Source organism: Bombilactobacillus sp. ESL1094 (genome assembly GCF_058107425.1).
On sequence record NZ_JBYLUM010000001.1, the window covers coordinates 609227 to 627386 of the forward strand.

Annotated in this window: 18 protein-coding genes; 5 read left to right on the forward strand and 13 right to left on the reverse strand. The window is 39.4% G+C overall.

The window, feature by feature from the left end; all coding sequences use genetic code 11:
• Positions 1-324: 324 nt before the first annotated feature.
• A complete protein-coding gene (locus AC3B5S_RS03250) occupies positions 325-1692 on the reverse strand; it encodes a UDP-N-acetylmuramoyl-tripeptide--D-alanyl-D-alanine ligase (RefSeq protein WP_489790059.1) in 1368 nt (455 codons plus the stop codon).
• A 93-nt stretch (positions 1693-1785) separates the two neighbouring features.
• Here AC3B5S_RS03250 and AC3B5S_RS03255 point away from each other — a divergent pair, with 93 nt between their 5' ends.
• Positions 1786-3000 (forward strand): multidrug efflux MFS transporter, encoded by a 1215-nt coding sequence (locus tag AC3B5S_RS03255; RefSeq protein ID WP_489757110.1) that lies wholly within the window; start codon positions 1786-1788, stop codon positions 2998-3000.
• Positions 3001-3094: 94 nt separating this feature from the next.
• Here AC3B5S_RS03255 and AC3B5S_RS03260 read toward each other — a convergent pair whose 3' ends face one another.
• From AC3B5S_RS03260 to AC3B5S_RS03280, 5 genes are all read right to left on the reverse strand, one after another.
• Positions 3095-3343: a type B 50S ribosomal protein L31 gene (locus AC3B5S_RS03260; RefSeq protein WP_489757109.1), complete on the reverse strand. Its 249-nt coding sequence runs from the start codon at positions 3341-3343 to the stop codon at positions 3095-3097.
• Positions 3344-3454: 111 nt separating this feature from the next.
• Positions 3455-4723, reverse strand: coding sequence for a UDP-N-acetylglucosamine 1-carboxyvinyltransferase (murA, locus tag AC3B5S_RS03265; RefSeq protein WP_489757108.1), 1269 nt, complete (start codon positions 4721-4723; stop codon positions 3455-3457).
• Positions 4724-4876: 153 nt separating this feature from the next.
• Positions 4877-6490: a CTP synthase gene (gene pyrG, locus AC3B5S_RS03270; protein ID WP_489790060.1), complete on the reverse strand. Its 1614-nt coding sequence runs from the start codon at positions 6488-6490 to the stop codon at positions 4877-4879.
• A 238-nt stretch (positions 6491-6728) separates the two neighbouring features.
• Entirely contained in the window at positions 6729-7271 is a 543-nt protein-coding gene (rpoE, locus tag AC3B5S_RS03275) for a DNA-directed RNA polymerase subunit delta (RefSeq protein ID WP_489757703.1), read from the reverse strand.
• Between the two features lie 287 nt (positions 7272-7558).
• Positions 7559-7993, reverse strand: coding sequence for a YwiB family protein (locus AC3B5S_RS03280; protein ID WP_489757106.1), 435 nt, complete (start codon positions 7991-7993; stop codon positions 7559-7561).
• A gap of 65 nt (positions 7994-8058) precedes the next feature.
• Between AC3B5S_RS03280 and AC3B5S_RS03285 the strand changes: the two genes are divergently transcribed.
• From AC3B5S_RS03285 to mscL, 3 genes are all read left to right on the forward strand, one after another.
• On the forward strand, positions 8059-8877 hold the full coding sequence (locus AC3B5S_RS03285; RefSeq protein ID WP_489774746.1) for a lipoate--protein ligase family protein: 819 nt from the start codon (positions 8059-8061) through the stop codon (positions 8875-8877).
• Positions 8870-10210 (forward strand): HD domain-containing protein, encoded by a 1341-nt coding sequence (locus AC3B5S_RS03290; protein ID WP_489774745.1) that lies wholly within the window; start codon positions 8870-8872, stop codon positions 10208-10210. Before AC3B5S_RS03285 ends, AC3B5S_RS03290 begins: the two co-directional genes overlap by 8 nt.
• A gap of 142 nt (positions 10211-10352) precedes the next feature.
• The gene (mscL, locus tag AC3B5S_RS03295) at positions 10353-10727 is read left to right on the forward strand and encodes a large conductance mechanosensitive channel protein MscL (protein ID WP_489757103.1); all 375 of its coding nucleotides are present in this window, start codon (positions 10353-10355) and stop codon (positions 10725-10727) included.
• Positions 10728-10923: 196 nt separating this feature from the next.
• Here the strand turns inward: mscL and AC3B5S_RS03300 are convergent, their stop codons facing one another.
• From AC3B5S_RS03300 to purR, 3 genes are all read right to left on the reverse strand, one after another.
• The gene (locus tag AC3B5S_RS03300; RefSeq protein WP_489757102.1) at positions 10924-11898 is read right to left on the reverse strand and encodes a ribose-phosphate diphosphokinase; all 975 of its coding nucleotides are present in this window, start codon (positions 11896-11898) and stop codon (positions 10924-10926) included.
• 26 nt (positions 11899-11924) lie between these two features.
• A complete protein-coding gene (gene glmU / locus AC3B5S_RS03305) occupies positions 11925-13316 on the reverse strand; it encodes a bifunctional UDP-N-acetylglucosamine diphosphorylase/glucosamine-1-phosphate N-acetyltransferase GlmU (RefSeq protein ID WP_489790061.1) in 1392 nt (463 codons plus the stop codon).
• 70 nt (positions 13317-13386) lie between these two features.
• A complete protein-coding gene (gene purR, locus AC3B5S_RS03310) occupies positions 13387-14232 on the reverse strand; it encodes a pur operon repressor (protein ID WP_489757100.1) in 846 nt (281 codons plus the stop codon).
• A gap of 323 nt (positions 14233-14555) precedes the next feature.
• Between purR and AC3B5S_RS03315 the strand changes: the two genes are divergently transcribed.
• Positions 14556-15470, forward strand: a complete 915-nt coding sequence (locus tag AC3B5S_RS03315; protein ID WP_489769219.1) for an L-lactate dehydrogenase — start codon at positions 14556-14558, stop codon at positions 15468-15470.
• 165 nt (positions 15471-15635) lie between these two features.
• Here AC3B5S_RS03315 and AC3B5S_RS03320 read toward each other — a convergent pair whose 3' ends face one another.
• The 4 genes from AC3B5S_RS03320 to AC3B5S_RS03335 all read right to left on the reverse strand — a co-directional run bounded on the left by AC3B5S_RS03320 (position 15636) and on the right by AC3B5S_RS03335 (position 18160).
• Entirely contained in the window at positions 15636-15869 is a 234-nt protein-coding gene (locus tag AC3B5S_RS03320; RefSeq protein ID WP_489757098.1) for a Veg family protein, read from the reverse strand.
• A gap of 75 nt (positions 15870-15944) precedes the next feature.
• On the reverse strand, positions 15945-16832 hold the full coding sequence (rsmA, locus tag AC3B5S_RS03325) for a 16S rRNA (adenine(1518)-N(6)/adenine(1519)-N(6))-dimethyltransferase RsmA (RefSeq protein WP_489769220.1): 888 nt from the start codon (positions 16830-16832) through the stop codon (positions 15945-15947).
• Complete coding sequence (rnmV, locus tag AC3B5S_RS03330; RefSeq protein ID WP_489757096.1) at positions 16822-17394, reverse strand: ribonuclease M5; 573 nt, start codon at positions 17392-17394, stop codon at positions 16822-16824. The genes rsmA and rnmV overlap by 11 nt, the downstream gene beginning before the upstream one ends.
• The gene (locus AC3B5S_RS03335; protein ID WP_489769221.1) at positions 17381-18160 is read right to left on the reverse strand and encodes a TatD family hydrolase; all 780 of its coding nucleotides are present in this window, start codon (positions 18158-18160) and stop codon (positions 17381-17383) included. Before AC3B5S_RS03335 ends, rnmV begins: the two co-directional genes overlap by 14 nt.

An 18160-nucleotide genomic window follows, 5' to 3' on the forward strand; every position in this document is an offset into this window, starting at 1 on the left:
CCTCCTAGAATTGTGAAAGTCAATCACAAAACAGGGGCTAGTTTTGTATCAAATCAACTGTCTTGTAATCATTATCATTATTTTTCAGAAACTTTCACTAGCTAACTACTTTACCACGTTTTGAATTGAAGATAAAGAACTTTAACTCAAATCAACTGTGACATGGAACATTGAGAAGTTAAGTAGGGCTTCGTTCAAGGACTTAAGTTTTGGTTTTTAAACTTAAGAACTTGGCCGTAGCTAGTCGCAAACTGCTGCTTCCGGGAACGTCACACCATTACAATCAGCTGTGCGCTTGAGTTTTAAATTAAATACCGGAGCAATTTATTTCAATAGTGCCCGCACAACTTCATCTAAGTGCAAACCATTGCTAGCTTTTAATAAAACTAAATCATTGGCCTGAATCGTTGTTTTTAAATCATTAATTAATTGCTGCTTTTGGGTTAGTTCATAAAAAGCTACTGGAAAATCGGGTGGTAAAGCTTTTTGTAAAGCTGCTATCTGTTGACCATATAAGTAAATTTTATTAATTTTAGAAAAATCAATGGCTTGTGCCACACTAGCATGCAACTGGGCTGACTTTTCTCCTAACTCTAACATATCACCCAACACTAATAAGCGTCGGCCTGGTTGCGTAATCGGAAATTCTTGAAAATTTTTAATCACATCAATCATCGCCGTCGGATTAGCATTATAGACATCACTTAAAATTTGTGTGCCGGCAGCTGTCCGCAACCACTGGGTCCGGTTTTTAGTAGGTTGAAAATCACGCAATGCTGACTGCATTCGTGTTAATGGCACTTGATAATGTCGACCTACTAACAGGGCTGCTAGAGCGTTATCCACATTATAATCACCCATTAACGGTAAACTAAACTCTAAGTTTTCATCCCAGTTAATTTTAAAATTAGTATGTGTCTGATAAGTCTGAATCATCGTCGGATACACATCTAATTGTGATTGCTGACCGAAAGTTTGTTTAGCCTGAGAAACAGTTTGGGCTCTAGTTTGCAATAGCGGCTCTGAGCCATTGTAAATAAACAAACCCGTTGTTTTTAAAGCCGAAACGATTTCCATCTTAGCATCCGCAATTTTAGCTCGTGTGCCGAAGAATTCAATGTGAGCTTCACCAATCATCGTAATGACTGCCACATCGGGACAAACTAATTTTGATAAAGCGGTCAACTGACCGGGACGATCCATTCCCATTTCTACCACTAAAATTTCCGTATCGGGGGCCATTTGTAAAATGGTTAGCGGTACTCCAATTTCATTATTAAAATTAGCCGGTGTTTTCGCTACGCGATATTTTTGCGCTAAAATCGCCGCTACCATATCTTTCGTCGTTGTTTTGCCATTACTGCCAGTAATGCCCACTACTTGGGGATGAACCTGAGCTAAATAGGCTTGGCTCAACTGTTGCACTGCTTTTAGTGGGTCAGCCACCACTAAATAATTCTCAACATTCGTAGCTGGTAACGGATGATCCGCTTGCCACAAGGTGGCCACAGCTCCTTGGTTCAGTGCTTGTGCAACAAATTCATGACCATCACGTTGATCAATCAAGGGAACGAACAAGGAACCAGGCGTCACTTTACGACTATCAAAAACCACATCACGCACGATGGGATCCTCACTAAAGGTTTGCTTCAATTGCAGCAATTGCGCAATCTGACTTAAATGCATTTTCATAAATGTACTCCTTAATTATTTTTATTGAGAATAATTGCCAGAAATTAACTTTTTGAGTGCTATAATATTTTCATGTAAATGGAAGTGAAATTAATGCAGGAAGATCGATATTGGCAAAGAAACATGTATATCTTAACGTTTGGCAATTTTATTGCCGGCATTGGTTTTAGCATGGTTGTGCCATTTTTATCATTATATATTAACACGTTACAACATTTTAGTAATGCTCAATTATCATTTTGGTCGGGAATTACATATTCCATTACCTTTTTAGTTTCCGCGGCTATTTCTCCGATGTGGGGCAAATTAGCAGACCGAAAAGGACGTAAGACCATTATCTTAAGGGCCTCACTGGGCATGGCTATCGTGATTGGTTGTATGTCTATCGTCACTAATGTGTATGAATTGTTAATTTTACGGGCTCTTCAAGGCATCTTTTCAGGATATATTAGCAATTCTAACACTTTAATTGCTACAACTGCGCCCTCCAAAAATGTAGGTAAAGCTTTGGGAACCTTAACAACCGGAACCGTGACAGGTAATCTATTGGGGCCGTTAATTGGGGGCGTGATCGCACAATCCTTCGGTTACCGCCTACCGTTCTTGATTACCGGTATTTTGTTATTGAGTGCCTTCGTTCTTTGTCTATTTTTCGTCAAAGAAGACTTTACTCCGGTACCTAAAGATCAACAGGCAACCTTTAAAGAAGTGTACCACCAAATTCCTAATCCCAAAATTATTATTGGCATGTGTATCACGACCTTCATTATTCAAACAGCTAATAATTCGATTAACCCTATTATTAGTTTGTACGTACATCAATTAATGCATGGTCAAGGTAAAGTGGCCTTTATTAGTGGTTTAGTTACTGCCATGCCGGGAATTCCATCCGCACTGTTAGCTTCGCGCCTAGGCGCTTTAGGTGACCGCATTGGGACTAAACGAGTCTTAATTGTGGGACTCATTTTTGCAACTATCGTTTATATTCCACAAGCTTTTGTCACTAATGTTTGGCAACTAATGGCTTTACGCTTCTTAGTGGGTATTTCAAACGCTGCCCTACTCCCTCAAGTTCAAACTATTTTAGCCAAAGAAAGTCCGCATGAAATTTCTGGCCGGATCTTCGGCTATAATCAAAGTTTTATGTACATTGGCAATTTTGCCGGTCCTTTATTAGGATCGTTAGTTTCAGGAACCTTAGGTTACGCCATGGTCTTCTTATCTACCGCTTTCTTAGAGCTAATCAATTTAGGTTTTGTTCAACAAGTGACCAAGAAACCTAAATTAAAAGACAATGTTAACCAATAGTCTACTAAGAATAACTTAACTACTAATTCTGAGCCGAAAATATTGGCCAATAAAAAACGTCCTCGTAATTGAGGACGTTTTTTTAGTAAAACAATTATTTTTCTGTCAAGCCATACTTCTTGTTGAAACGATCGATTCGACCATCAGCTTGTGTAAACTTTTGCTTACCAGTGTAGAATGGATGAGAATCAGAAGTAATTTCAACCCGAATCAAAGGATATTCTTTACCCTCATAATCGGTAGTTTCATTTGATTGAACTGTTGAACCAGCTAAAAACTTCTTACCCGTTGCTGAGTCCATAAAAACAACTTCATGGTAATCAGGATGGATTCCTTTTTTCATAATTGACACTCCTTGGCCCTAGACCATTTGCTGATCTAGAGATTAATTTGACTAACAACTTGTTATGATAGCACTAAACAAATAAGGACGCAACCAGCTGACTGTCCGATATTAAAATTCTTGTTTTCCATTATAGGAAACATCAGCGCGCAAATTGCGTAATTTCGTAATGATTCGGTCATAACCCCGCATGATATTTTCAGCTTGATGAATGACTGTCGTGCCTGAAGCCATCAGTCCCGCCACCATCAAACTAGCACCACCACGAATTTCTTCTGCAGTTACTTCAGCGCCAATTAAATCATCAGTATGCGTTACTTCAATTTTGCCTTCGACAACTTTAATATTCGCACCCATTTTGATTAATTCGGGGACGTGGCGTGTCCGCTTCGGATAAAGGGTATCAATAATCGTGCTTTTACTATCGGCACGGAACAATAAAGGAGTCAAGGGTTGTTGTAAATCAGTGGCAAAACCCGGATAAGGACTGGTCTTGATTTCCACCCCACTCAATTGACTGTTTGGATAGACAAAAATACTATCCTCGCGAACATCAATATGGACACCTAACTCTTGAACTTTAGCCAAAAAAGCATCTAAATGTTCCGCAATAATATTTTTGATTAAAATACCGTCACCCATTGACGCTGCAATGGATAAATAAGTTCCGGCTTCAATCCGATCGGGAATAATCGTGTGCGCATTAGTGGCGCGTAAACTTTGCACACCCGTAATACGAATAGTTTGTGTACCCACACCCCGAATTTTGGCACCCATATTATTCAAAAATGTTGCCAAATCAATGATTTCAGGCTCTTTAGCAGCATTTTCAATGATGGTCGTTCCCTGTGCTCTGACAGCAGCCAAAATAATATTAATAGTGGCTCCCACTGAAGCCATATCCAAGAAAATCCGGGCTCCATGTAAACCTTCAGGCGCTTCAACGACAATACAATGATCTTTTTCAGATACTTGCGCACCTAAAGCCTTAAAACCTTTAATATGTTGATCAATCGGCCGCGGACCAATATCATCCCCACCAGGAAAACCAACCACTGCCTTGCCAAATCGTCCTAATAAAGAACCAATAAAATAATAAGATGCACGTAAACTATTAACTTTACTATGTGATAAAGAAATCGGAAAAATCGCAGTTGGATCAACTTTTAAAACTTCATCTTTAAACTGTGATTTAACGCCCATTTCCTGTAATAGATCCATTAAGTTATAAACATCCCTAATTTGCGGTACAGAATCTAAAACGACCGGCGTATCTGACAAAATGGTCGCGGGAATAATTGCTACTGTACTATTTTTAGAGCCACCAATAGTGACTGATCCGGAAAGTCTTTTTCCCCCATGAATAACCATTTCTGCCATAATTTTCAATCCTTCTTTGTTAGTCGTTGCCTCAATAGATTATTATCATTATTTTATAATACACGAGATAGTGATGGTCAGTTATCAATAATAATAAATCCCACTATAAAATAATAATATAAACTGTACGCAAAGTACACCTATTATTGGTCTTTAAAAGTCTATTTCGGACAAGTTGCTAGCAGCTTTCATAAATTCTTTAAAAATTGGTTCTGGGCGGTTCGGACGCGACAGAAATTCTGGATGATATTGTGTCCCCACAAAGAATTTATTCTTCGGCAATTCAATAATTTCTACTAAATGATTATCTGGCGAAACCCCAGACATAACTAAACCTTTATCTTGTAATAATTCTCGATAATCATTATTAAATTCATAACGATGACGATGACGTTCTTGAATCACACTTTGGCCGGCATAAGCCTGGGCTGTTAAGGTATTCGGTTTTAACTTGCAAGGATATAAACCTAATCGTAAAGTTCCACCGATATCTTCCACGTCTTTTTGATCCGCCATTAAATCAATGACTTTATGCGGCGCATTTTCGTCAACTTCACCACTAGTAGCATCTTTAACTCCAGCCACATTACGAGCATATTCAATGCTAGCCATTTGCATACCCAAGCAAATTCCCAAAAATGGCAAATCATTTTCACGGGCATACTGGATTGCTTGAATCATTCCTTCCAAACCACGGGTACCAAACCCACCAGGAACAATTAAACCATCGACACCTGCTAATTTTTCAGCAACATTATCTTTGGTTACTTCTTCCGCACTAATCCGCACGACGCCAATATCGGTGTCAAAACAAAAGCCAGCATGTTTCAAAGCTTCATTAATGGAAATGTAAGCATCCTTTAAATCAACGTATTTACCCACCAAAGCAATTTTAGTCTGATGCTTCAAGTTCAATACCCGCTGTTCTAGCTTCTTCCATTCACTCATATCAGCTTGTGGGACATCTAAATGCAAGTAATCACAGACAATTTGGTCCAGATTTTGTTTTTGTAAATTCAAAGGTACTGAATAAAGTGTTGGTACATCCATCGATTCCACCACGGCTTCAGGATCAACATCGCAAAATGAAGCAATTTTATTGCGCATTCCTTGTGAAATTGGCTTTTCTGTCCGCACAACCAAAATATTAGGCTGAATACCCAAGCCCCGTAATTCCTTGACACTATGCTGTGTCGGCTTAGTTTTCATTTCATCAGCGGCGCGTAAATAAGGAACCAACGTTGTATGAATATAAACTACATTTTCCGAACCTACTTCGGATTTCATTTGGCGTAAAGCTTCTAAATAAGGTAAAGATTCAATATCGCCGACTGTGCCCCCAACCTCTGTAATGATCACATCTGAATCCGTGGTTGTAGCAGCCCGCATAATCTTTTCTTTAATCATATTCGTTACGTGTGGAATCACTTGGACAGTAGCCCCATTGTACTCACCTTTACGTTCTTTGCGTAGAATTTCGGCGTACAATTTTCCAGTTGTGACGTTGGAATATTTGTTCAAATCATTATCAATGAAGCGTTCATAATGACCTAAATCCAAATCAGTTTCCGCACCATCATCTGTGACAAAAACTTCTCCGTGTTGATATGGACTCATCGTTCCTGGATCAACGTTGAGATACGGGTCAAACTTTTGTAAAGTCACCTTCAAGCCACGATTTTTTAGCAAACGTCCCAAAGATGAAGCGACGATCCCTTTGCCTAAAGACGAAACAACACCACCAGTGACAAAAATATATTTGGTCATTCAATTTACTCCTTTGAAAATTAATTGAGGGAAAGATTAATGATTTAAACCTTAAACGAAAGCCAGAAACAAAAGCAGAAGTCTCTTTGTCAATCAGCTTCCATTCAAAACTAAAAAAGCTCCCTATTCTATAAGAACAGAGAGCCTTTATTGCACATTGTAAAGTGCCCAAGCGGTATTTTACAATGAATTAAATATCTTGTCAAATTAGATTTAGGCTATGTTATAATGACTGTGCTTATTCAGCATCAGAATCATCGTCATCGTCTTCATCAGAAAACTCACTCAGATCGCCTTCAATACCATCCTGCAAATCATCAGTCGGATCGTCATCGATGTCACTATCATCCGTATTGCCAAAAGTTAGATCTTGATGTGAAAACTTCGATAAATCTGGCGTGTGATCATTAGAGTCTTCCTCGTCATCATCACCTGTGTCGACGGTATCGTCATCATAGTCAATGACATCATCGTCATCGTCTTCATCATCCAAGAAAGCGTTAACGCGTTTTAACGTCGGTGCTTTAACATTATCTGCATCTTCAGGATGGTTGACTTCTTCATCAACAGAATCATAAGGATACCACGTACGTAGTCCCCAGACATTTTCACCTAAAGAAATAAAGCCGCCGTCATCATTTAAATCTGTATAAAATTGCGGTAACCGTTCACGAATCTCGCTATCACTTTTACCCATGAATTGCTGGATTTCATTCACAATATCCGCAAAGGGGAGCACTGAGCCTTTTTGTTCCAAGATTGCGTGCGCTACTTCGATCATGGACAAATCTTTTTTGTCTTCGCCATCGAATTGTTTGAGTTCTAAAGCCAACTACGTACACGTCCTTTCAACGTGGATGGAACCAAAAGAGGATGTTTATAATTGAGACAATTAAAAACACCGCTTGTCAATAACGTTTCAAAAAGTCCTGAACTACCTCTTCATTCCTGCCAATTGCACCAGGAAGGTCCAAAACTTCAAACGACTATCTGTTATAGAATGCTCAACTCGTGAGCAACTTTGGTTCCAACCTCTTTCAACAGTCTAGTTCTAATATTACAGATTACTTAACTAAAAATCAATTGTAACTTGTAATCTCCCACCAAATTAGTTCCTGAATGCAGTGAATAATCTAAGTGCACACTACCCGATAACGGCATTTTCGACACTGCCACTTGCAACTGGTTAGTATGTGATACTAACGGAATTTGACCATACTCTGTCATATAATTAAAAGCTTGATCATTTTGTTGGTCGAACATCATATTCGTGGTTAAGTGTTCACCCGTTTGGCGCTTAATCGTGATTTGATTATTGGTGGCAATTTTAACAATCACCTTAATATTTTCTTGTTCTTTTGGTGATTCCTGGTAACGAATATATAGTTTATCACCCATAATCACCGCTTGTCCGGTTTGATCAACCCGATAATTATGAACTTGCCCTTCTTGTATAACCTGCGTTTTTAATTGCACTTGAATATCTTGAGCAGTTCGTTCCACATTATTCACCTCGTTTTATTTGACTGTACTTATTATAAGCTATTTATTAAATTGTGAGGAAAATTATGCTAGAAAAAAAATTATTAATTTATGATGTCAATTATCAAACACCGACGCAAATTCAAACTATTTTTCCAGAGACTGATTATCTCTTAGATTACTGCCAAACAATTCAGCAGCCCTTGCTCCAATTTTGGCAAACTAGTCCGACAGTGATTTGTGGTTTACGCGATAAACATTTGGATCATTTTGCGAATGGTTTGCGTTACTTAAATCAACAAAATTATCACTTAATCATTCGCAACTCTGGTGGTTTAGCAGTTGTGAGCGATCCTGGTGTCTTAAATATTAGTTTACTATTGCCCAATGCAGAGAAATTCTCAATTGATCAAGGCTATGAATTAATGTTGGACTTAATTCAAGGTTGCTTGCCAAACATCAACCTAACACATTACGAGGTTAAAAATTCTTACTGTCCAGGTAATTTTGATTTAGTCATTAATCATCAAAAATTTGCCGGTATTGCTCAACGGCGCCAACACCAAAGTTTAGCCATTATGGCCTATATTTCAATCAACGGTGACCAGTTCAAGCGTGGGCAAATTATTCAGCAATTTTATCAATTAGCTAATCAAGCACACAACGATGTTTATCCAGATGTTGATCCACAGACAATGAACACATTAGCAGCTTTGACAGCTAACGAGCTGAGTGTCATGCTGTTTAAACACCAATTATTGCAAGTTTGTCAACAACAATTTACAATTTCAGATATTACTCCCGCCCAGCTGCAACAATTGCCAAATTATACTGCTACTATGAATGCCAAATTAGAACAACAACAACGTTTAAATCATATCATCAAGGAGAGTCTACATGAATAAAATTGATTTTTTACCCCGCGAAAAAGTTTTACGCGATCCAGTTCATAACTATATTCACGTCCCCTATCGCATTATTTTAGATTTAATCAATACCCCAGAATTTCAACGCTTGCGCCGTGTCAAACAATTAGGAACCACCTCATTTACTTTTCATGGTGCTGAACATTCACGTTTCACACATTGTGTTGGCGTTTACGAAGTTACGCGTTTAATTTGTGATTCTTTTCAACAAAATTATCCCACCCAACATCCTGGTGATGGTTTATGGGATGATCACGAGCGCCTAGTGGCTTTATGTGCTGCTTTATTGCATGATATCGGACACGGACCTTATTCTCACACATTTGAACATATCTTTCATACTGATCACGAACAATGGACCCAACAGATTATTACTTCGCCACAAACTCAGGTTAATCAAGTCTTGCGTCAAGTTAGTCCGGAATTTCCCGCACAAGTTGCCAGCGTAATTGCCAAAACCTACCCCAACGCTCAGGTGGTCCAAATGATTTCTAGTCAAATTGATGCTGACCGCATGGATTACTTATTGCGGGATGCTTACTTTACTGGTACCCAATATGGCATGTTTGATTTAACGCGCATTATGCGGGTCATTCGTCCTTACCAAAACGGAATTGCCTTTGACATTGGGGGCATGCACGCCATTGAAGATTACATTGTCTCGCGTTTTCAGATGTATCAACAAGTTTATTTTCACCCGGTTTCTCGGGGGATGGAAGTCGTGCTGACTAAATTGTTACACCGAGCTAAATTTCTCTATGAGAATAGCCAACTCGTTGGTTTAGAAACGCCCAGTTTACTCATTCCATTCTTTGAAAATCAGATAAGCGTTCAAGATTATGTGCGCTTAGATGACGATGCTCTCAACACCTACTTTAATTTATGGCGGGAGCACCCGGATGCAATTTTACGGAATTTAGCGCACCACTTTCTCGATCGGATTCCTTTTAAATCAATTACCTTTACCGAACAACAAACACCATTAATTGCCAAAATGCAAGCTCTCGTTGAAGCGGCTGGTTTTGATCCCAACTTTTATACTGCGGTTAACAACAGTTTTGATTTGCCCTATGATTTATATGACCCGTCTTCTAAAGAACCCAAAACTCAGATTGAATTAATGCAGCCTGATGGCACCTTGCAAGAACTCTCAACAGTCAGTCCCATTGTCAAGGCGCTCAGCGGTCGTGTCAGTGGCGATCATCGGTTCTATTTTCCTAAAGAAATGCTCGCTGATCCGCAAAGTTCCACCTTTAAAGCCGCATTAAGCGAATTTCAAAGTCATATTCGTAACAATTCTTTGCAAGATTAGCTATGATTAAGAAGAGGGTTTACTTAACAAAAAGTTGGGATCATAAAGACGGTTTGCTATTCAAAAACCACCTCAATACGCTCATCTCAACTTTGAATTATTAGTTGTGACCCTACTTTTGGCAAAGAGGAGTTTGGTGTTCATGTTAAAAGAATTTAAAGAATTTATTGCACGCGGTAGTGTCGTGGACTTGGCCGTAGGGGTAATTGTGGGCGGAGCTTTCAATAAAATTGTCAGCGCCTTAACTAAATACATCCTGAATCCCTTTATTGGATTGTTTTTAGGAAAAATTGATTTATCGTCTATCAAATTGGGAATGTTTCGCGTGGGTGATTTTTTAAATGCAGTCATTGAATTCTTGATTATTTCCTTTGTCGTTTTTTTAATTGTCAAAGGATTAAACGCGTTAGAAAAACCACACGCTCAAGCAGAACCAGAACAGCCGAGTAATGATGCATTATCAGTCCAGTACTTACAAGAAATTCGTGATCTTTTACAAAAGCAAAATCATTCTTAAACTAAATAAGTGATAACATTTAAAAAGCTATGGCAACAGTTGTTTCTTGAGCAATCAAGAACAAACCGTGGTCATAGCTTTTTTTATTACCAACATTATGTCAAAAGAACTGGAATTCAGATATTTATTCCAGTTAAACTACTATTCTGGAAAAGTAAACTGATTAATACCTTGTTCCCCAGCCTTAGGTTAATGACTAGTGTCGTTTAAATCTAGTTTTAAATAATGGACTAACTGGCGCATTGTCATAAATCCGCTTAATGGCTTCACCCATCAATGGTGCCACCGAAATTTGGACCATTTTATCAATTTTCTTTTCTTCAGGCAATTGAATAGAGTCCGTTACAATCACTTGCTTAATTGGTGACTCTTCTAAACGACTAATTGCCGGACCTGACAACACTGCATGTGTACAAGAAGCGTAGACTTCCTTCGCACCCGCATTCATTAACGCTTGGGCCGCTAACGAAATTGTTCCGGCCGTATCGATCATATCATCAATAATGATACACCGTTTGTCTTTCACATCACCGATGATATTCATCACTTCGGATACATTTGGTCGCGGACGGCGCTTATCAATAATCGCAATCGGTGCTTTTAAAAATTCGGCTAATTTCCGAGCCCGCACTACGCCACCATGATCGGGTGAAACCACGACAGCATCTTGATCAAGACCCTTTTCTAAGAAATAGTCAGCTAATAATGGTGCCCCCATTAAATGATCAACAGGAATATCAAAAAAGCCTTGAATTTGGACGGCATGTAAATCTAAAGCTAAGATCCGATCAGCCCCCGCAGTTTGTAACATATTAGCCACCAATTTAGAGGTAATTGGTTCTCGCGCCCGCGCTTTGCGATCTTGACGGGCATAGCCATAATAAGGAATGACCACATTAATCATCGCTGCTGAAGCGCGGCGTAAAGCATCAATCATGATTAATAATTCCATCAAATTATCATTGACTGGTGCGGAGGTTGATTGAATAATAAAAATTTCAGAACCCCGGATACTTTCTTCAATATTAATTTGAATTTCTCCATCACTGAAACGTTTGACCGAAGACTTACCTAATGGTACTCCGACTTCTTTAGCAATCTTTTCTGCTAAAGGTTTATTAGAATTCAACGCAAAGATTTTCATGGGACTATTAGCTCTCAGTGTAGACATTATTTTCTCAACTTTCTTTTAATCAATTAATCATTCCAACTTTGATCATCAGCTACTGGCAAATGCGACCAGTAATTAGCTTTATTAACTTGCCGAGCACGCCCTAAAGCTAAATCGTGATAGGCCACGTCCTTGGTAATCGTGGAACCAGCAGCGATAAACGCATGATCGGCCACCTTTAATGGTGCCACTAAATTCGAATTACTACCAATGAAGGCATGATCGCCTACCTCAGTGGACCATTTCTGGACACCATCATAGTTTACGAAAACCACGCCACAACCAATGTTAACATCACTGCCAACAGTGGCATCGCCTAAATAACTCAGATGCCCCATCTTAGAGCGGGCCCCCAAAGTTGCCTTTTTGACTTCACAAAAATTACCAACATGCGCTTGTTGACCAATATGTGCTTGGGGTCTGAGATGTGAATGTGGTCCAATATCACTCTGATCTGCCATCGTTGCTTCTTGCAAAGTAGAACTAGTAATTGTTACGCCATCACCAATCGTTGAATCAACAATTCTGGAGCCACTCGTAATATAGCAGTTTTGACCAATCTTCGTCTGGCCTTTGATGACTACACCGCCTTCAATGGTTGTATCCGGACCAATTTGGACATCAACATCAATCGCAGTTTGTTCAGGAGACGTTAGCGTCACTCCCGAACGCATTAATTTTTGGTTAATCCGCAGCTGCATTAATTTAGTAGCTTGGGCCAATGCCACGCGATCATTAACGCCTAAAGACTCTGAAAAATCAGCCATCTGGTACGCTAACACCCGCTTGTGATCAGCTTGCATCATCCCAATAACGTCTGGCAAATAATATTCACCTTGAGCATTATCATTATTCACTTGATGCAAATAAGTAAATAATTGTTGGTTATCAAAACAATAAACACCAGTATTAATCTCTTGTACTTTTTGTTCCGTAACCGTTGCATCTTTTTGTTCTACAATCCGTAAAACTTGATCATTTTGATCCCGAATTACCCGACCATAACCAAAAGGATCCGGGGCTTGGGCCGTTAACACTGTGGCCCCAGCTTGATTTTGTTCATGAAAAGCAAACAACTTTTCTAAAGTAGCAGCAGTAAATAAAGGTGTATCACCACTAATAATTAAGGTTGTACCTTTTTTAGTTCCCAATAATTCCTCAGCTTGCAAAACTGCATGAGCAGTGCCTAACTGTTCTTTTTGCAAAGCATAAGATGTACGTTCTTGTAATAGTTCTTGAACTTGTTGAGAACCAAAACCCACGACCGTGACAATCTGGCTGGGATGAATTTGCTCGACTTGCGTTAGCACATGGTCGACCATGGCCCGTCCACAAACTGGATGCAACACTTTATAAAGTTGGGACTTCATTCTTGTGCCCTTACCAGCAGCCAAAATTACCGTAAAACGTTCAGACATGAAAATTCCTTCACTTCACTAAATTTATAAATCTTTACCTATACAATCATACATTATTGTTTTAGAGCACTCAATCTTTTGTTTCAAAGCGACTGAAGTCCGTTCGTTCTAAATAGTTGCCTAACGAAATTTGCACTTGTTGATCTTGATGTGCTAACGGTTGAATTTGGAATAAGGAAGTTGCCTGTGTCTTAACCATGGTTGGTTCTCGAACTTCAACTAAAACAGTTACTCCGATCAACTGACCGGAAAATTCTTGAATCAAATTTTCCATGCCTAACACCGTTCCGCCACCCTTCATAAAATCATCAACCGCCAAGACTTTCGATCCTGCCGCTAAGCTACGTTTTGATAATTCCATTTTCTCCACATAATCGGAGGAACCAGCTGTGTAGTTAACGCTTAAAGTCGGGCCTTCTGTAATCTTGGACTCGCGGCGAACAATCACAAACGGCACATTTAAGTATTCAGCAACACTTTGGGCAATCGGAATGCCCTTGGTGGCCATCGTCATAATGGCATCAATGTCTTGCTTCGCATACTGCGTCGCAATTAATTGACCTATTTTATCCAAAATTGTCGGATTCCCCAAGAGATCTGACAAATATAAATAGCCGCCAGGTAAAATCCGCTGGGCATCAGCTAACTGCTCTTTTAATTCTGTTAAATATTTTTGAGCTGTCGCTTGATCAATTCCGGGTGTAAAAATAACTCCACCACCGGCTCCCGGCACTGTTTCTACTAAGCCGATATGTGCGTGCAAAAAGGCCTGCTTAATAATCGTCATATCTTCGCTCAAGGAAGATTTGGCCGAATGATACCTTTGCGCAAAAAAAGTCAGCGGAACTAACTGATATGGTCGTTGCTCTAAATAATGCGTAATATCAATTAAACGTTCACTACGACGAATTTTCATGAAATATACCTACTTAAATTCTATTTTTATTAATATTATACCGAGAAACCGAACATTTTGAAACAAAGTACCTTTTAGCAGACATCAATGATTCATCTATTGATAAGAATTTGGCACAACTTTACCAAATTAATTACCAATAATTATTGCCAAACATCTATAATGGAAAAGGTGGGTGTAACCGATCACAAGTATTGCTAAAGCACCAGCTTGTCATCCCCCACTTCAATCTGATAGTGCTTAGGTACCTGTTCTTTGGCGCAACTTATTAAAATTTTGCTTGGTACTCAATCATCTATCTAATTCAAAAGGAGTAATTTATTATGTCAGTGAAAATTGGAATTATCGGTGATGGTCATGTTGGTGACACTCTAGCGCATCATTTAGTGATTACTGGCTTAGTTAATGATTTAGTCTTAATTGATACAAATGAAGCTAAAGTTAACGCGGATAAAATAGATTTTGAAGATTCCATGGCTAACCTTGACCATCATGTGAATATCACGGTTAATGACTATGCCGCTTTAAAAGATGCTCAAATCATTGTCAGCACCTTAGGAAAGATTTCATTGACCGCCAAAGGTGATCGCTTTGCAGAATTAAAGTACAATAAAGAACAATTGCAACCAATCACCGATGCTATTAAAAACAGTGGCTTTGACGGGATTTTAATTGTCATTTCTAATCCTGTTGATGCAGTAACCAGTTTATACCAAGAATTAACTGGTTTGCCTAAAAAGCACGTGCTGGGCACCGGCACACTATTAGACACTGCGCGCATGAAAAAAGTCGTGGCCCAAAAGTTCGATGTTGATCCCCGTTCTGTTCAAGGGTTCACCTTAGGTGAGCATGGCAATTCTCAATTTACAGCTTGGTCAACTGTCAAAGTTTTAGAACAACCGATTGTTGACTTAGCTCAAAATGCCCCTTGGAAATTGGCTGACCTTAATGAGACCATTAAATTCGGTGGTGCGACTGTTTTCCAGGGTAAGCATTATACTAATTATGGCGTCACAGCGGCAGCGATTCGTCTTATTAAAACCATTTTAAGTGATGCCAAAAGTGAATTACCTATTTCTAGTTATCAAGACAAATATCACACTTACATGTCATATCCGGCGATTGTGGGGCGCGATGGCGTAATCAAAACCATTGAGCTGCAACTTACTCCCCAAGAGCAAGCACAATTAGAAAGTTCCGCGGCAACTATTCGCGAGAAATCACAGGGTGCCAACTGACCAATAATTCGATCAGATCACAAAATTTACTCAAATAATGTTCGTACAACTGGAAAAAGTTGACGGGCATTTTTTATTTTTTATAACATAAGACCAGTGTTATCGGCAAAAACTGGCATGTATTACTGTAAAAAAAGCATAAAAAAAGATTGTCCTCAAGACAATCTAATCAAATGACAATTCAATTGATTTAGTCAACAAATCAGCATAACTATAAGAAACACGTTCAAATGAATTTTCTGTTGGATCCAAATCAACTACAAAAACAGAATGAAATGTTTCAGCTAACTTGCCGTGGCGGCGAGTAACTTTTTTACGTCCAACTTGGGCAACAACTGTAATTCCTTCGCCCAAGTGATTATCCAATGTACGTTTAATAGAATCAAATGTTATTGGCATTAACTCAACCCCTTTAGCACAAATTCTACCATTAAACAATGAAAATTTCAATTTTTTAGCTAAAAAACAGCACTTTTAGGCAAATTGTTGTTTTAGCTGTTGTGTTAATTGCTCCAATTGTTCAATCGTTAACTGTTCGGCTCGCACTTGATGTTGCCAATTCAAGTTGGTAAACACCGTTTCTAGTTTTTGCTTATTAACCGGCGATTTACCCACTAATACTAACAAATTATTCCACAAATTCTTACGTTTTTGCTGAAAAGCTGCTTTCACAACTCGTTCAAACCAAACTTCATCATCAATTTGGTAATCAGGACGTTGTGCTAAATCTAAACTAACCACAGCGGAATCCACCTTTGGTTGGGGCACAAAAGCTTTTTTATCAACCAGTTGTTCAATTTTCACGGTCGCTTTAGTCTGGACATTAACACTTAATTCACCAAACTCACGGTGTCCTGGAGTCGCAGTAATTCTTTGAGCAACTTCTTTTTGCATCATCAAAACTAAACGCTGCAAAGTCACTGGCGCTTGCAATAATTTCCATAAAATAGGCGTCGTAATATAGTACGGTAAATTAGCAACTACCTTCAAGTTAGCTTGCGTTAAATGTTCGGTTTGCACAAATTTAGCTAAATCAACTTGCAAAAAATCAGCTTGGATAATTGTTAAATTATGATAATCCGCCAAATTTTCCTGCAACAGCGTAATCAAATCCGCATCTAACTCAAACGCATAAACATGCTGCGCCACTTTCGCCAATTGTTGCGTGAGCGCCCCAATTCCCGGACCAATTTCTAAAACCACATCCCCCGGCGTAATCTGAGCACTGGCCACAATTTGATCAATTACCGTAGGCTCTTGTAAAAAATTTTGTCCTAAACTTTTTTTAGCATGAATTTGATACTGATTTAAAATTGCTTGTGTCCGTAATGGATCAGCAATATCATACTTTTCAACTACCATGAATACTCCCTTGAACCTTTTGCACCGCTTGCGCTAACTGCTGGGGTGTAATTTGTAACATTGTTAACCGCCGTAAAAATTGTTTAGCATTGGCGTAACCAATATGCAACTCATCACCAACCAACTCACGTAAATGTCTGGACTCTTTAGCGCCAATCAAATGCCAATCTAATAAGTCCTGTTGCGTAATTAAATTAGTTGCAGCTTGATCGGTGGTAAAGACGGATTGCAACGCCTGTTTAATAACCTGGGCATTCGCATGTTCCAAGCCTAAACTCCCGTGACGATTAGCAGGGACACTATCTTGCCGGCGTAAAAAAGCTTGCTTGACACCGGGAACTTGTTCCACGATTTTTCGGCGAATACGTTCACCATTAAAATCGGGATCGGTAATCACGATCACGCCCCGCTTGGCCTGCGCTTGCTGAATCAACTTAATCGTCTCATCATTAATTGCCGAGCCATTGGTTTCAATCGTATCAATCGCGTTACCAAAAACTTGTTGAAGGCGGGCCGTATCGTCACGCCCTTCCACAACAATGACTTCTTTAATTTTTTCCATTTAAATCATAAACCTCATGTGCATTTTGATATGTTTGCGCCGCAATGGTTGCCACACTTTCTTGCCGGCACTTGGCCACGGCTTCAACCACAAAACGACTAAAAGCTGGTTGATTCATTTCTCCGCGGTGCGGTTCCGGCGTCAAATATGGCGCATCGGTTTCAACCAAGAGACGCTCCAGTGGCGTTTGTATCGCTGCGGCTCGTACTTCAGGCGCATTCTTAAAAGAAACCACACCACTATAAGAAATATAACACCCCAAAGCCAAAAATTTATCCAACCAAGCTAAACTGCCATTGAAGCTATGCATAATCACACCATGTGCGGGCCAATGCTGTTTTAAAATCGCATAGGTATCCTCCAGCGCATCCCGCGTATGAATGCTGACTGGCAAGTGTAATTGCTGAGCCAATTGCAATTGTTGAATAAAAACCGCTTGTTGAATTGTCGGAGCCGGATTTTGCTCCCAATGATAATCTAAGCCAATTTCACCAATCGCAATGGCACGTGGGTCTTGCAGCTGCTGTAGTAATTTTTTTTGCGCGGCAGCATCAAAATGAGCACTATCTTCAGGATGCCAGCCAATCACTGCAAAAAGTTGGGGGTAACTTTGGGCCAATTGCAAAGCTCGTGCATTTAGCTGCGTGTTCGAGCCCACAATCGCCATTTCTACCACATCCAAGTCTTGAGCTTGCTGTAAAAAAGCAGGCGTTTGCCCCCAAAAAGGATCATCATTTAGATGCGTATGGGAATCAAATATTTTCAA